The 14,477-nt window shown below is 43.1% G+C and carries 15 protein-coding genes; 10 read left to right on the top strand and 5 right to left on the bottom strand.

The features are described 5' to 3' along the window. Nucleotides 1-22: 22 nt before the first annotated feature. Nucleotides 23-1,408, bottom strand: a complete 1,386-nt coding sequence (locus R2S67_RS03525) for an MATE family efflux transporter (protein ID WP_085343790.1) — start codon at nt 1,406-1,408, stop codon at nt 23-25. A gap of 120 nt (nt 1,409-1,528) precedes the next feature. On the opposite strand from R2S67_RS03525, the gene R2S67_RS03530 reads away from it, so the two are divergent. From R2S67_RS03530 to R2S67_RS03540, 3 genes are all read left to right on the top strand, one after another. Continuing rightward, the gene (locus tag R2S67_RS03530) at nt 1,529-2,386 is read left to right on the top strand and encodes an AraC family transcriptional regulator (protein ID WP_134645680.1); all 858 of its coding nucleotides are present in this window, start codon (nt 1,529-1,531) and stop codon (nt 2,384-2,386) included. A gap of 155 nt (nt 2,387-2,541) precedes the next feature. Continuing rightward, a complete protein-coding gene (locus R2S67_RS03535) occupies nt 2,542-3,729 on the top strand; it encodes an amino acid aminotransferase (protein ID WP_317342288.1) in 1,188 nt (395 codons plus the stop codon). 11 nt (nt 3,730-3,740) lie between these two features. Beyond that, nucleotides 3,741-4,424, top strand: coding sequence for an ATP-dependent zinc protease (locus R2S67_RS03540; RefSeq protein ID WP_005394517.1), 684 nt, complete (start codon nt 3,741-3,743; stop codon nt 4,422-4,424). A 113-nt stretch (nt 4,425-4,537) separates the two neighbouring features. Here R2S67_RS03540 and R2S67_RS03545 read toward each other — a convergent pair whose 3' ends face one another. Then, entirely contained in the window at nt 4,538-5,074 is a 537-nt protein-coding gene (locus R2S67_RS03545) for a hypothetical protein (protein ID WP_005394515.1), read from the bottom strand. A gap of 154 nt (nt 5,075-5,228) precedes the next feature. Then, nucleotides 5,229-5,603 (bottom strand): YgiW/YdeI family stress tolerance OB fold protein, encoded by a 375-nt coding sequence (locus R2S67_RS03550; protein WP_150916531.1) that lies wholly within the window; start codon nt 5,601-5,603, stop codon nt 5,229-5,231. A 155-nt stretch (nt 5,604-5,758) separates the two neighbouring features. Here R2S67_RS03550 and R2S67_RS03555 point away from each other — a divergent pair, with 155 nt between their 5' ends. From R2S67_RS03555 to modC, 4 genes are all read left to right on the top strand, one after another. Beyond that, nucleotides 5,759-7,210, top strand: coding sequence for a cobyric acid synthase (locus R2S67_RS03555; protein WP_317342291.1), 1,452 nt, complete (start codon nt 5,759-5,761; stop codon nt 7,208-7,210). Nucleotides 7,211-7,279: 69 nt separating this feature from the next. Continuing rightward, nucleotides 7,280-8,035 carry a molybdate ABC transporter substrate-binding protein gene (gene modA, locus R2S67_RS03560; RefSeq protein WP_046875452.1) on the top strand — a complete coding sequence of 252 codons (756 nt, stop codon included), beginning with the start codon at nt 7,280-7,282 and terminating at the stop codon, nt 8,033-8,035. Nucleotides 8,036-8,062: 27 nt separating this feature from the next. Next, on the top strand, nt 8,063-8,749 hold the full coding sequence (modB, locus tag R2S67_RS03565) for a molybdate ABC transporter permease subunit (RefSeq protein ID WP_046875453.1): 687 nt from the start codon (nt 8,063-8,065) through the stop codon (nt 8,747-8,749). Continuing rightward, nucleotides 8,749-9,855: a molybdenum ABC transporter ATP-binding protein ModC gene (gene modC, locus R2S67_RS03570; RefSeq protein ID WP_053808399.1), complete on the top strand. Its 1,107-nt coding sequence runs from the start codon at nt 8,749-8,751 to the stop codon at nt 9,853-9,855. The genes modB and modC overlap by 1 nt, the downstream gene beginning before the upstream one ends. 71 nt (nt 9,856-9,926) lie before the next feature. Here modC and R2S67_RS03575 read toward each other — a convergent pair whose 3' ends face one another. Beyond that, nucleotides 9,927-10,364 (bottom strand): DUF3069 domain-containing protein, encoded by a 438-nt coding sequence (locus tag R2S67_RS03575; protein ID WP_005394495.1) that lies wholly within the window; start codon nt 10,362-10,364, stop codon nt 9,927-9,929. A 273-nt stretch (nt 10,365-10,637) separates the two neighbouring features. On the opposite strand from R2S67_RS03575, the gene R2S67_RS03580 reads away from it, so the two are divergent. Together R2S67_RS03580 and R2S67_RS03585 are read left to right on the top strand one after the other, a co-directional pair. Next, the gene (locus tag R2S67_RS03580) at nt 10,638-11,597 is read left to right on the top strand and encodes a diguanylate cyclase (protein WP_046875455.1); all 960 of its coding nucleotides are present in this window, start codon (nt 10,638-10,640) and stop codon (nt 11,595-11,597) included. Continuing rightward, nucleotides 11,594-12,586: a Solitary outer membrane autotransporter beta-barrel domain gene (locus R2S67_RS03585; RefSeq protein ID WP_047009190.1), complete on the top strand. Its 993-nt coding sequence runs from the start codon at nt 11,594-11,596 to the stop codon at nt 12,584-12,586. Before R2S67_RS03580 ends, R2S67_RS03585 begins: the two co-directional genes overlap by 4 nt. 24 nt (nt 12,587-12,610) lie before the next feature. On the opposite strand, the gene R2S67_RS03590 is transcribed toward R2S67_RS03585, so the two are convergent. Next, complete coding sequence (locus tag R2S67_RS03590; RefSeq protein ID WP_053808401.1) at nt 12,611-13,849, bottom strand: GGDEF domain-containing protein; 1,239 nt, start codon at nt 13,847-13,849, stop codon at nt 12,611-12,613. 254 nt (nt 13,850-14,103) lie between these two features. Here R2S67_RS03590 and R2S67_RS03595 point away from each other — a divergent pair, with 254 nt between their 5' ends. After that, on the top strand, nt 14,104-14,472 hold the full coding sequence (locus R2S67_RS03595) for a late competence development ComFB family protein (RefSeq protein ID WP_005394489.1): 369 nt from the start codon (nt 14,104-14,106) through the stop codon (nt 14,470-14,472). Nucleotides 14,473-14,477: the final 5 nt, after the last annotated feature.

The raw sequence follows: 14,477 nt of genomic DNA on the forward strand, positions 1-14,477 counted from the left end.
GAGTTCGTCAGTGTATTTTCAGTTACGCTGTCACTGTTTGGTCATCTTCGACCATATTGTTTATCCAACGTTTAGATTGGATACGATAAGTCGTCAGTACGCCTTTCACAAATTCTTCAGCTAGCAAAGACATCAAGACAAAATGCAAAGGCAACCCGAGTACCATACCAGTGTAATAGGTAAGGGGAATACCAATAGCCCACTGACCGAACGTATCAATAAAAATGCTGTAGCGAATATCTGCGCCACTCTTTAGTACGCCGCCAATCCCTACCATGTTAAACACTCTCAAAATCATACCCAGCGCCATGACTAAGCATACGTTAAGTGCCATTTCTGCATCGGTTAATGGACTTAGTACCAATAGATGATGAATCAAAGGCGAGCTCAACCACACTAGGAAAAACAGTAAGGTGGCTAAGATTGCGCTGGTTAACACATACCACCATGCCGTTTTCTCGACCCGGTCATAATGTTTTGCGCCAATATCATTACCAAGAAGAACGGATGCTGCGACCGCAAATCCCATAAAGGTTGAAATCAGTACACCTTCAATTGGTGATAAGAATGAGATGATCGCAAGTTCTGAAACGCCCAATTGACCATAGATGATGCTGTAAACGATCAGTCCACCAGTCCAGAGCGCATCGTGGACCAGCATGGGTAGAGAAACCTTAAAGTATTTTTGACGATACTGCTTTAAACGGCCTTGCGCCCAATCGAACTTGGTCGGAATAAGGTATGCGTAGCGTTTACAGAAAAAGTAAATCAACACTGCCGTTTGGAAAAATCGAGAAACAAAGCTGCCAACGGCTGCACCAAATACGCCCCATTGAGGGAAGCCGAATAAACCGAAAATCAAAACATAATTAAGCACGACGTTCACGACAATCGCGGAGATACTAACGTTGGTTGCCAGTTTGGTTTGGCCTACGGAGCGCAATACCGCTTCAATAGGTACCACTATCGCCGTTGCAATAAGACTAAAGCCCGTAACCACAAGATAATCACGTGCATAAGTGACGTATTCGGGATCGTCTGACATGAAAGAGACGATCTCTTTATCAAAAATCGCATAAAGAACAATAAACGGCAGCGTCACTAAAATGGAAATAAACCAAGATTGCGCCAACGTTCTGCGGATTCCTGCGAGATTCCCTGAACCGTAATATTGAGAAGCCAGCACTGTTACTGCACCGCAAAGACCGAAAATGACTGCAAGGTTAAAGAAAAAAATGCGATTTCCGACTCCAACGGCTGCAGTGGCGGATTCGCCGAGTTGGCTCACCATGAAAATATCCACGACGCCGAGTAACGCAAAAAGCATGGATTGAAGTGAAACAGGAAGGCCAATCGCAATCAGCTTTTGCCAAAATGCTTTATCGATGTATTCGCGTGTTAAGAGCATCGCATTTCTCCTTAAAGATTAATGCGAGTAGTTTATCCCTATGATTTGGCGGTGTATTTTTCAAAGGCATCCAAAACCTTTGTAAAACTCTCCACTAGTGTATATGTGAGCCAATAAATCATGGAAGATAAACAAGAACGCTACGCGATTTCAGAAAAAACCTATCAAGAGTTTATTGATCACAGTCGAGTACTGGCATTGGAGGAGAGAGGCATTGTGCAGTGCGGAATTGCAACCTGTCGTGACTTCTTCTCTGTTTATCGTAAAAACCAAAAAAAACACATGCTGCTTTACACCGTGCGCGGTAAAGGTTGGTTAGAAAGTGGGGCGTGTCGATATGATTTGGAGCCTGGCTCGTTGATCACGGTGCCTGCAGGTGTTGAAAACGGTTTTGGTATGGAAGAGGAACCCTGGCAGATCGCATGGCTTTTTCTTGCTCCTGATAGAGCATGGCCAATGATAGAGAGTAATATTAGTTACCAGCTCACATCTGCACCTGAGGTGATGTATGCGTGTATCCAAACGTTGTTACGCAGTATTAATCTTCCTATTGATTATGGTGGTGCGGTTGGTGCACATAGCGTGGCTCAGTTAGAGCTGATGTTAAACATGCCGCCCTCAGAGTCGATATCACGCAGCCAATTGAGGCTTCGGCGCGTATTCGATCTTGTCCAGCGTCAGCTGCATAAGGATTGGAGTGTCGAGCAAGTGGCAGCTTTATATCCATGTTCGGAGCCACATTTGCACCGTCTGACTCAAAAGCAGTTTGGTCGAAGCCCGATGGCACATTTAACACGTATGCGCATGGAATATGCTGCTAGGCTACTTCGTTCAACAGAATGGCCGATTCAACATATTGGAGAGATAGTCGGATATCCAACTAGTGCCAACTTTAGTACACGTTTTAAAGCGTGGTCGAGCATGACGCCAAGAGAATTTAGGAAAAACGGAAGAGTGGATTGGTATATTGAGGAGTGAATCGTTCTTTTTATAACCGATAGAGCGCACAAAACTTATCGCAACCCAGAATTTTGTTCTCTAATTGATGAAATAAGTGAAAAATCATTTCGCCATTTTTTGCGATGGTGTTAACGTGAGGTTCGGTACTTGAATTTCAAAGGGTTATGACTTTCATGTTTTCTAATCTCCCAACTCCCGTATTAGATCCTATTTTATCTCTATCCGTTGCATACCGTAACGATGACCGTCCAAACAAGGTTGACCTTGGTATTGGCGTCTATAAGAACAGCGCAGGTGAAACGCCGATCATGAAAGCCATTCAAATGGCGCAGGATGTCGTTGTTGAAACTCAAAAAACCAAATCGTACGTTGGTCTTGCGGGTTGCGAAGAATTTAATAAAAGCATGATCGATTTGCTACTGACGGGAACGTCAGCAATGGATCGTGTTGCTGCCATTCAAACGCCAGGTGCAAGTGGTGCGCTGCGTATGTTAGGTGACCTGATGAAGGTCGCACAGCCAGATACGACGGTTTGGATTTCAAACCCTAGCTACGTAAACCATAAACCAGTGATGGAAGCGGCAGGTCTTAAAGTTAAGTTCTACCATTACTTTTCTCCAGAAACGAAACAAGTAGACACAGCAAAAATGATGGATGATCTTGCGAAAGCAGGGCCTTCTGATGTTGTATTGCTGCATGGTTGTTGTCACAACCCAACAGGCGCAGATATCGATTTTTCTGCTTGGCAAGCCATTACGGAATTGTCACAGAAGAACGGTTTCACACCATTTGTTGATATAGCCTACCAAGGCTTTGGTGATGGCCTAGAGGAAGACGCAAAAGGGCTTCGCTTCATGGCAGATAACGTTGAAGAGATGTTAATTACGACATCATGTTCGAAGAACTTTGGCCTATATCGCGAGCGTACAGGTGCGGCGATTGTCGTTGGTAAGAACATGCAAGACGTGGCCAACGCAAAAGGCAAGTTACTTACGTTAGCGCGTTCTACTTACACGATGCCACCCGATCATGGAGCGACTTTGGTTAAGACGATTCTTCAAGATGACAACCTGACTTCCGTTTGGAAGCAAGAGTTGAGTGAAATGCAACATCGTTTGGTTAGTCTTCGTCAAAGTTTGTGTAACGAATTGAGAAACAACCATAATACCGATCAATTTGACTTCATTGAGGGTCACAAAGGCATGTTTACTGTGCTAGGCTTTAGTGAAAACCAAATGGCGCAACTGCGTGAAGATTATGGCATTTATGGTGTTGGCGATGGTCGAATTAACATCGCTGGACTTACCGAAACTCATATTCCATACGTAGCGGACGCAATTAAGAAAGTATCTCAAGCTTAATTGGAGTGTGGATGAAAAACTGGAAACTGATTCTGCCGCTTATGATGAGCGGCAGTTTAATTGCTTGTACGTCAACTCAAACGACGCCGGAACCTGCTGAGCCTGAGTCGCCGAAGGTCGAAGAACCTGTCAAAGTAGAGCCAGAAGTGAAACCAGAGGTTGATCCAACGCCTGAGGTTGAGCCTAAGCCTGAAGTAAAACCTGAGAAAAAGCCCGAGCCAAAACCGACAAAACCAGCCAAAGTGACAAAGACACCAGACGGCATGTTGATTCTTGGTTCTGAAGAGTGGGTTTACGTTCCTGAAATTGATCAAACCTTCAAAGCTAGGGTTGATACAGGGGCGACAACATCATCAATTAGCGCGACAGACATTGTTCCGTTTGAGCGTGATGGTAAAGATTGGGTTCAGTTTAAGATCGACTTGGGCGATAAAGAAACTAAAGAGTTTAAAGTACCTGTAGAGCGCTGGGCTAAAATCAAGCAGTCATCGTCAGAAGAGGTGGATAAACGAGCGGTAGTAAAAGCGTATATTACCGTCGGTGACCACAAAGAAAAGACAGAGTTTACGTTAGCTGAGCGTGGGCATATGAAGTTTCCAATTTTACTTGGTCGAAGCTTTTTTAGAGATATCGCCGTTGTGGATGTATCGAAAAAGTATGTCCAAGATAAACCTAAAAAATCCGGCAAAAACTAAAGCCTTGTTACTAGTTCCTGCTAACAATCGGTATTTAACAAAAATGGCCTCCGAAACCGGAGGCCATTTTTATTGAATCACACACTTATTAATGCAACTGCTTAGTTACTTAATTAAAATGCAAAACGAGCAGACATCACAATTTGTTGGCCATAGACACCATTATTTTTGAAATCCGCGCCAAGTGATAGTTGCTGAGTAGAGTGGAATCTTGCGCCAAAATTATAAACGGTATTGGAATCGTCGTTATCCATTATTTGACCGATACGGGCATGTAGCTCAACATTTTGCATGAACCAAATACGAGTACCAATATTCACCTCAGTGCGCCACTCGTCACCCACTTTATCACTGCCGTTTTCTTTAATGTTGTGTACCAACATTTGGCCATAAATATCCGCAAATTGACCCGCAGGGCCATTAAAGCCAATACCACCAGCAATGTCCCAGTCTCCGCTGAATTCACTGTCTGCGCGAGCAATGAAGTGAGTGTTTTCCGTAAAGTAGGTATTGAACTCGCCACCAAATGTACCAGGGCTAGTGCCCATGCGAAATTCCATCGTGTTGTAGTTGAAATTATTTGCATGTGCGGAAAGTGGCAAAACAGCGCACAAACCAAAGGCTGCAACCTTTAGAGCTTTACCTAGCATGGTGTCTCCGGGCAAGATGATTAAAATGAACAAAAAAATGGTCTGCAAAAAGCAGACCAAGATTGATAAAGCTATCATTTTAAGTGCTTGCCGTCACCATTTAGCTGTAATCGTCACAACATCATGTCGATGTGCACAGCAATCGGGGTTTGTTTTACATGACCACGAGTTGTTCGACTTCAATCTCTGGTTTGTTTCCGCCTTCAAATTCGCCAAACAGACGGACTTTAGTGGTGTGATCAATCGGAGTATTTAGCTGAATGTCGTCATCGAGTTCGACCATCACTTCACCGGAACCATCGCTAAAGACAAACTTATCCGCGCGAACTTGACGTAATAAGTTACCTTCAACAACTACATCTTTTTCAGTAAACATATTGGAGTCGTTTAGCAAGGCGTCCAATTTTTCCACAGTGACAGGACCACTAAACTGCAAGTTTGATTGGTTTTGAGCGTGATCTTTCGCGAATGCGATAGAAGGAGCAATAACTAAGGCGGCGATTGTTGCGATAATTGTATTCTTTTTCATGTTACATCCTCATCGGTTTGTTTTGATGGGTTCATTAAAACAGAGCTTGTTTGAACCAATGATGATTTCAACATTCATATTCTATTCATTTGCTTGAGTAAGTGGGGACGATGACGTTATGATTGTTCATCTTCCTCTATTCCTTACAAATGTTCATGAAATCAGCGATCCCATCTTTAATGGTTCAAGGCACCACTTCGGATGCCGGAAAAAGTGTCCTTGTGGCAGGTTTATGCCGTGTATTAGCGAGAAAAGGGATAAACGTTGCCCCGTTTAAGCCACAAAACATGGCACTAAATAGTGCGGTAACCAGAGATGGCGGTGAAATAGGTCGAGCTCAGGCAGTTCAGGCACAGGCGTGTAATATTGAGCCAACCGTGCATATGAATCCGGTTTTGATTAAACCCAATAGTGATACAGGTGCTCAGATCATTTTGCAGGGCAAGGCAATTTCCAATATGGATGCGGCTGGTTTTCATGATTACAAGAAAGTTGCGATGGACACGGTGTTAGATTCCTTCTCTCGTCTTACTCAAGAATTTGATTCGATCATGATCGAGGGTGCAGGGAGTCCTGCTGAAATCAATTTACGTGAAGGCGATATCGCGAACATGGGTTTTGCGGAGGCCGCTGATGTTCCGGTGATCATTGTTGCTGATATTGATCGTGGTGGTGTATTTGCGCATTTGTACGGAACACTCGCGTTACTTTCTGAATCTGAACAAGCGCGAGTAAAAGGATTTGTTATCAACCGTTTTCGAGGTGATATTCGTTTATTACAATCGGGCCTCGACTGGCTAGAAGAAAAAATAGGCAAACCTGTACTCGGCGTGCTTCCTTTTCTTCATGGTTTGAATTTAGAAGCAGAAGACGCGATCACCGCGCAGCAAGAGTTGCACTCTGAGGTAAAACTGAATGTCGCTGTGCCTGTTTTAACCCGGATTAGTAATCATACTGATTTTGATGTGTTGCGATTGAATCCCGACATCAATCTACGTTATGTAGGCAAAGGCGAGAAAATAGATAAAGCCGACCTTGTTATTTTGCCTGGGACCAAATCAGTTAGAGACGACTTAGAGTATCTAAGAAGCCAAGGGTGGGATAAAGATATCTTACGCCATATTCGTCTTGGTGGAAAAGTGATTGGTATCTGCGGTGGCTACCAGATGCTTGGAAACTTGATTGATGATCCAAATGGCGTCGAAGGCCAGCCGGGTCAAAGCGAAGGGCTTGGCTTACTAGACATCACCACGACGCTAACTAACAGCAAACAGCTTACAAATACACAAGCACAGCTTTCTCTTAATGGCAAAACAGCCAATGTAAAGGGTTATGAAATCCACGTAGGACAAAGTGAAGTGCAGGGCGTTCAACCTCTTACATTGAGTTCCGATGAAGCAGAGGGGGCTATCAGCAAGTGTGGCCAAATCATGGGAACCTACCTTCACGGGTTCTTTGATGAGGCAGATGTCTTAAGCCTGGTGTCAGAATGGGTAAACGGCACTCAAATCAAACAACAAGACTTTGAAGAGTTAAAGGAGCAAGGAATTAATCGTATTGCAGATGCGATAGAACAACATATGAACCTTGATTTTTTGTTTAAATAGCACATTAACTGATTGAACTTTCTACCCAAATAACCAGTTCTTTCGCTTGCCTTGTATTGGAGTTTCTCTATGAAAGCATGGAAAACGCATGCTTGCCTCGCGGCAATATTAAGCATTTCATTTTCAGCTAACGCAGCTACGAACCTCAAAGTGTATGCGGCGTCTTCGATGACGAATGCGATCGACGAAATCGCACAAAACTTTGAAGAAAAGTATGACGTTTCTATCACTCCCGTTTATGGTGGTTCTTCTTCTATCGCTCGACAAATTATCAACGGCGCACCAGCGGACATATTTATTTCTGCGAATACAAAATGGATGGATTATTTGGTCGATAAAGACGTTATTTCTCGTGACAATGTCACAAGCTTGGTGCGCAATAGCTTAGTGTTGATTGCGCCTCAGTCTTCAGAATTAACCTCATTTAACTTCTCTGATGCAACAGCATGGGAAAAGGCATTGCATGGAAATCGCCTTGCGTTAGGCAATCCGACGTCAGTGCCTGCTGGTATGTACGCGAAAGAATCACTGACTACACTGGGTGTATGGAAAGAGATTCAAACTCAAATCGCACCAGCAAAGAATGTGCGCCTAGCTTTGGCGTTGGTTGAACGTGGGGAAGCACCTTTAGGCGTGGTCTACAAAACCGATGCGCAGTTAACCGACAAAGTCAAAATTGTTGGTGAATTCGCGAGTGATACGCATGCGGCTATTGTTTATCCGGCTGCGGTTGTGAATGATTCTACTGAGTCCGATCAGTTCTTCCAGTACCTAAAATCGGACGAAGCCGCACGCGTTTTTGCTCAATATGGCTTTCAGCAATAAACCGGCTTTCAATTATAGGAACGAAGCGTGACAGAACTGGAATACCAAGCCTTAATGTTAAGCCTCAAAGTGGGCGCGTACGCAGTACTTTGGCTCATTCCTCTCGGCGTTTTTCTTGCTTGGCTACTTTCTCGAAAAACGTTCTTCGGTAAATCGATTCTAGATAGCTTAATTCATTTACCACTGGTATTGCCGCCAGTGGTTATCGGCTATTTGTTGTTGGTTTCTCTTGGGCGGCAAGGATTTCTTGGCAAGTGGCTCTATGAACATGTAGGGCTAGTCTTTAGCTTTAATTGGAAAGGAGCAGTAGTCGCTTGTATTGTGGTGGCCTTGCCTTTGATGGTTCGGTCTGTGCGGTTAAGTTTAGAGAACGTCGACCCAAAACTGGAACATGCCGCTTCAACGTTAGGCGCTTCTCCTTTAAAAGTTTTTCTCACCATTACGTTACCACTGACCATTCCCGGAATTATTACTGGGACGATGCTGTCTTTTGCTCGTAGTCTTGGTGAGTTCGGGGCGACGATCAGTTTCGTCTCTAACATTCCGGGAGAGACCCAAACGATTCCACTGGCAATGTACAACTTTATTGAAACGCCAGGCGCGGAAATGCAGGCGGCTCGCCTATGCATCATTTCTATCGCGCTAGCTTTGTCTACATTAATGATCTCTGAATGGCTAAATCGCAAAGCGGCAAGTCGATTGGGTGCGAAGTAATGACGATTAAAGTTCAATTTAAACAAATGCTTGGTGATACTGATTTCGATATCAAACTTGAGTTACCGTGTAACGGAATTAGCGCTTTGTTTGGGCGATCTGGTGCGGGAAAAACCACGTTAATTAATATCATCAGCGGATTAGTTGCACCAAAGCAGGGACATGTTGCGATTGGTGATCACGTTTTGTTTGATAGTGAACAGGGGGTCAACTTACCAACACACAAGCGCGGTATTGGTTACGTGTTTCAGGATTCACGTTTATTTCCTCACTATTCCGTTCAAGGCAATTTGTTGTATGGCGTTAAAGAAAAAGATGACGAGTACTTTGATGCAGTCACCGAACTCTTGTCTATCAAACCGTTACTAAAGCGCTTCCCGATCTCACTGTCTGGTGGTGAAAAGCAACGTGTTGCGATTGCGCGCGCATTACTATCAAAACCCAACTTGCTTTTGATGGATGAACCACTTGCGTCGCTTGATATGCCGAGAAAACGTGAGGTGATGCCATTTCTGGAGGAATTGTCGGATAAGGTTAATATTCCGATTATCTATGTCACGCATAGCCTGCAGGAGATCTTAAGACTCGCTCAACACCTCGCTATTATCGATCAAGGTAAAATTACGAGTTCAGGTAAGCTTGAAGAAGTGTGGGCTTCTCATGCGATGCGTCCATGGCAGTCTTTCTCGGATCAAAGCAGCTTATTTGAAGGCCGAATTGCTGAACATCATGAGCGTTATGCGCTGACTTGTGTCAGCCTTGCACCTAATGCATCACTATGGGTGCAAAAGATTGATGGTGAGCCAGAGACGCCAATTCGCTTACAAGTGCGTGCCAACGACGTTTCTATTACGCTAGAGCAACCTAAGGCGACTTCTATTCGAAATATCCTGCCTGCGACGGTCGATTCAATCGAGGTGTTTAACGCGGCTGATGATAAACAGAGTATTAATGTATCGCTAAAGCTAGATGAGGGATGTTATTTGTGGGCAACGATAACACCTTGGGCGCTTGATGATCTCGACTTAAAGGCAGGTGATAGTGTATTCGCACAAATTAAAGGTGTCAGTGTCACGCAAAAAGACGTGGCATTAGCGCCGCATTAATCGTTTAAAGCTACGCACGCTTAATGATCAAAAAAGGCCGCAAACGCGGCCTTTATTTTGTCGGAAAAACGTTATTTTGCGAACACTTCTTTGAATTCGCGTTTAAGAAGTGGGTCGCGACGTGCTTTCTTAAGTTGCTTAACCATGTCTTTCACGCAGTTGTGAAGCACATTATCAAGTAATTGAGCGCGGTATTCTTCTTTATCTTCATCTGTCATGTTTTCTGGCAGATTAAGAGTAGGGAATTCTTCCATCACGTTGATACCAGCAAATGCTTGGCCAACAGAAACTAGAGCATGAAATTGCTCGAAGTTATCTAGAATGTTCTGAGCACTTGCAGGCATTTCGTCCCAAGACTCACGCACTGCTTCTTCAGACACTTCATGGATAGAGGTAACCATTTCGAACATTTGCTCTGGAACTTCGTCAAACTCGATAACTTTACGTAGTTCAGGAGAAATGGTTGCTAGATCGATTTTTTTGCTTTCGCTGTTAGTTGCTTCTGACATGGTGTGTCTCTCATTACAAAAAGGCGGGAATATTAATACCAAATGCATCAAATAGCTATACCCATGTGTCCGCAAGATGACCAGAACACGTGAGTTTGTTGAACTAACGTTCGTTGGTCATGTTTTGGTAGGGCAATTTTCAGTGTAATCGTTATAGACAATTGATTCCGTGATATTTAAACAAAAATATAGCACTTAATTATGAGTCGAATGCAACAACTCTTTGAGTATGGTATATGTTTAATAAAGACAAAATAAGAAATGGAACGCGTTATGCAACCGACAGGGACATCAATGCGAATCCTCCTGGTTGACGATGTTCAGCTAGATAGGATGCAGTTGGCTATTCGTCTTAAGCAACTTGGACATATTGTAAAAGCGGTGGGTAGTGGGCTAGAAGCACTAAACACCTACGAGAGTTTTGATCCTGAACTGGTATTACTCGATATATCGATGCCAGATATGAACGGTTTTGAAGTCTCTCTTCATATCAGAGAAACCTTTCCCGATTGGATCCCAATAATTTTCCTGAGCAGTCACGAAGAGCCAGAAATGATTGCAAAAGCCATAGAGGCCGGCGGTGATGATTATTTAATTAAACCCGTAGATAAACTCGTACTGAACTCTAAGCTTATCGCAATGCAGCGTATTGCCCATATGAGACGAGAGCTTAAACAAGCGACAGCTCAATTGGAGAAAGTGAATCAACTTTTGACCCAGCAAGCGAATGAAGATGGCTTAACCAAACTCTATAACCGTCGTTATATCGATCATAAGTTAGAATCGATGGTTGCATGGCATGGCCGTCACAACATGCCAATGGCTTTGATTTTATTAGACGTCGATTTTTTCAAACCGTTTAATGATAATTACGGTCATATAGAAGGAGATCGTTGCTTGCAAGCCATTGCGAACCAACTTAAAGCAACATTTTGTCGCTCTGGTGAATACGTAGGGCGTTATGGCGGAGAAGAGTTTGTGGTGTTACTGGGTTGCACAGACGCCCAAACCGCAGAAAGAGAAGCAGAACGTATACAAGAGGCCATGTATTTTCTGGATTACCCACATGAGTATTCTAGTGTGTCTAATAGGGTGACAGTGTCACAAGGTGTTTTTGTTTTTCAACCAACGGGAAAAGAGCTGCAGTCTGATTTGTATGCGACGGTGGATAGAGCGTTGTATACCTCAAAATCTCTAGGAAGAAATACACATACGGTGGTAAATGCAAGTTGAAACAAGCTGTTATCAATAGTTACGCCTTAGCTACACTGTCACTTTTTTCATTATGTTCTAAGGCTAATTCGATTCAAGATCAGATACAAAAAGAGTATGAAAGGAACTTTGCTATTGGGATCGTTCTGTCAGATAGCGATGTCTTTACGGTAGGATTTCATGATTTCGATCCGAACGAATACTTCAACATAGATAACGAAGACATTGGTACTCAAGATTCGGTTGATCTCAGAAAGAAGATCGCTGTATCAACGCTACCATTTAGTTTTGATTTGTTTGAACAAGAGGGAATACAAACTCACTACCTATTAAATGGCCGAGTTTATGCCTTAAGTACAGAGCAAGATGTGTATGTAGACCAAAAAGGACAGATTCCAGATAAAAGTAAAGAGTTAGTCATGGGCGGATATATTGAGTTTGCTGGAGAAAAACACCTCACAGACAAACTAACGCTTAGTGGCGCAATCGGCTCACACTTAATGTACTATCAAAACGATTATAGTTATCGTAGTAATGCACTGAATGACCTAAAACCATTTCTAGAAGGTGTATACCTAAACACCAGTGCTTGGGCCGTTGTTGGAGAAGTCAACACAAAGCTCAAATACCTAGAGCATGAATCGTGGGGGAAATGGTACCTCTGGTCGGCTCCTCACTATTTTTATGGCACTGGCTGGGGTAAAGCAAATAATGGTGATATTGGCAATCCGGAAGGCTGGTATTGGGTCAATGGAATAAAGGTGTTTTATGATTTTACCCACATCGGAGATACTGTGCAGTCAGTGTATTCGAGCTTCAATCGAGTTGATATTGGTGGTGATACAAGAAAACCCATGAATACTGTACACTACTACGAAGCCAGTGTTGGATGGTTAATGACACCACCATTTGACTCCGATTGGATAGATAATATCGGGATCGGATTAACGATCAATTATGGCAGTGCGTTAAAAGGAGGAAGCTTAGTCTTGTTCTTTAATCAAGATTAGTCAGCTAACTTTCGCTCTGGGGTATTAATGAAGCCTCACGCAATTGCGTCCAGCTTTTTTCGCTTTGTAAAGCGCTTCGTCCGCTAACTTAATCACGTCCTGAGGTGCTTGACCGTTTTTGCTGTCGGCCGCTCCGAAACTTGCGGTAACAAAGACTGACTTTCTCCTCGAACTGTCGTTACCACGCTTTTTTTGGCCTTGTTTATGGTTATCTGGGCGGGATTCTTCATCACGTAAAATCATCTCATACTCTGCGATGGATTTACGTGCTTCTTCTAAAAACTCTTTACACTCATCTGCGTACTTGCCTTTAAAGACGATGGTAAATTCTTCTCCGCCAAATCGATATACTTTTGCGCCACCGGGAGTTTTAGTTAGACGCGAAGCGACCATTTTTAATACGTCATCACCCGTATCGTGACCGTAGGTATCGTTAAACTTTTTAAAGTGATCAACATCAAGCATTGCGATCGTGAACTTTTTGCCCATGTGTTTTAAGTCAAGGTCGAGTGCACGTCTACTCGGGATCCGCGTTAAGCTATCTGTGAAAGCCAATTGATGGCTGGCAGAGGCAGCATAAATAATGATAAGCAACCCCGTTAGCGTAAACATGGTGCTAGATATGTATTGCACATCAAAGAAAATGAATGTTGCGGACGCCAGCACCATTGCAGAGTAGGTCATCGCATGGATGATTTCATTCTTCTTTAAAACAAGAATACCGAGGAAGCAGACAATACCCACACAATATAAAACTAGAATAAAAGGCAGTTTAGAAACCGTAGGTACGATAAATAAAATGCCGCTTGTCCATTGTTCAAACCCACCTTCAACGTAATACGCTAACGTAAGGTAAGACCAAAGAACGAACATCGTTAACATCAAGAGGTAAGTAAACATGGCTCTTGAGTCGAAACCGTCTTTACTAAACAAAAATACCGCAAGAAAAGAAACAGGAAGTAGCGTGGCTAAAATGGTCAGCTCAAGTAAGGCGGTACCACTTTGAAGTGGAACTTGTAGCCTGTGCTGTATCACGAAATAGGCCAGTAACGTCGCTAAGCACACCATTGACTCCCGACCTTGCTTAAATGAATAGCAAAGGAGCAGTGCACAGCCTAACAGTATGTACGGCAAATTTGCGGCAATACCCCAGTTTGACTGAGTCATCTGAATGATGTTGTTCATGCTCGAACTCACTAATCCCAACAACATAAATGGGAAAAGGAATCGAAAGCCTGATGAAGTCATTGATGATGAGGACATCTATTACAAATTGCCTGAAAATAGTTGATTATATAATTGGTTAGGTTAAGCGTTTCATCAATATAGATATTAATCTGCTATCGATTTTCTTGCTTCGAGAACTAGCAAGAATACGTCTATTTGCTCATTTTCCCAAGTATTTTGGGAGACATTACGACAAAAAGAGAGAGATTGATTAAATTAAGAGCAATCAATAAGTTGTTATAAACAAGTCGTTGCTATACTTGTTTTCATAGAACAAGGGAGATTTGCCAATGCAGATAAGTTCAGATGTGCATAACTACATGGAAACACTTGTTGGACAAGTGCTCAGTTTGCCTCAGTTTGTAGAGCAGTATGACAACGAGCAGCTCGCAGATATTGCGTGCCTTGCACTTATTCAGCTCAAACCTGTCTATATTCGTCATGATATTGATTTTTTATCTTCGCTTCCGGAACAAAAGCTCACCCAATTTAAGCAAAGTGCGGATATCGCGGTGAAAAACGCGGCAGAAATGGTGAAAGAAGACCGGCGTAAAAACCGAGATCATGATGTACCTGTAATTTTTACCCATACCAGTTATGATGAAGACAAAGAATTGGACTGGTATGAAAAACCAATCCTCAATGTCAATATTAAGTGATACAA

The organism is Vibrio sp. T13N (assembly GCF_032970445.1).
Lineage (GTDB): Bacteria > Pseudomonadota > Gammaproteobacteria > Enterobacterales > Vibrionaceae > Vibrio > Vibrio diabolicus.

Excerpts from the sequence above, each read along its gene's own strand:
- R2S67_RS03525 (WP_085343790.1), bottom strand. The coding sequence starts at position 1,408 with ATGCTCTTAACACGCGAATACATCGATAAAGCATTTTGGCAAAAGCTG.
- R2S67_RS03530 (WP_134645680.1), top strand. The coding sequence starts at position 1,529 with ATGGAAGATAAACAAGAACGCTACGCGATTTCAGAAAAAACCTATCAA.
- R2S67_RS03535 (WP_317342288.1), top strand. The coding sequence starts at position 2,542 with ATGTTTTCTAATCTCCCAACTCCCGTATTAGATCCTATTTTATCTCTA.
- R2S67_RS03540 (WP_005394517.1), top strand. The coding sequence starts at position 3,741 with ATGAAAAACTGGAAACTGATTCTGCCGCTTATGATGAGCGGCAGTTTA.
- R2S67_RS03545 (WP_005394515.1), bottom strand. The coding sequence starts at position 5,074 with ATGCTAGGTAAAGCTCTAAAGGTTGCAGCCTTTGGTTTGTGCGCTGTT.
- R2S67_RS03550 (WP_150916531.1), bottom strand. The coding sequence starts at position 5,603 with ATGAAAAAGAATACAATTATCGCAACAATCGCCGCCTTAGTTATTGCT.
- R2S67_RS03555 (WP_317342291.1), top strand. The coding sequence starts at position 5,759 with ATGAAATCAGCGATCCCATCTTTAATGGTTCAAGGCACCACTTCGGAT.
- modA (WP_046875452.1), top strand. The coding sequence starts at position 7,280 with ATGAAAGCATGGAAAACGCATGCTTGCCTCGCGGCAATATTAAGCATT.
- modC (WP_053808399.1), top strand. The coding sequence starts at position 8,749 with ATGACGATTAAAGTTCAATTTAAACAAATGCTTGGTGATACTGATTTC.
- R2S67_RS03575 (WP_005394495.1), bottom strand. The coding sequence starts at position 10,364 with ATGTCAGAAGCAACTAACAGCGAAAGCAAAAAAATCGATCTAGCAACC.
- R2S67_RS03580 (WP_046875455.1), top strand. The coding sequence starts at position 10,638 with ATGCAACCGACAGGGACATCAATGCGAATCCTCCTGGTTGACGATGTT.
- R2S67_RS03590 (WP_053808401.1), bottom strand. The coding sequence starts at position 13,849 with ATGTCCTCATCATCAATGACTTCATCAGGCTTTCGATTCCTTTTCCCA.
- R2S67_RS03595 (WP_005394489.1), top strand. The coding sequence starts at position 14,104 with ATGCAGATAAGTTCAGATGTGCATAACTACATGGAAACACTTGTTGGA.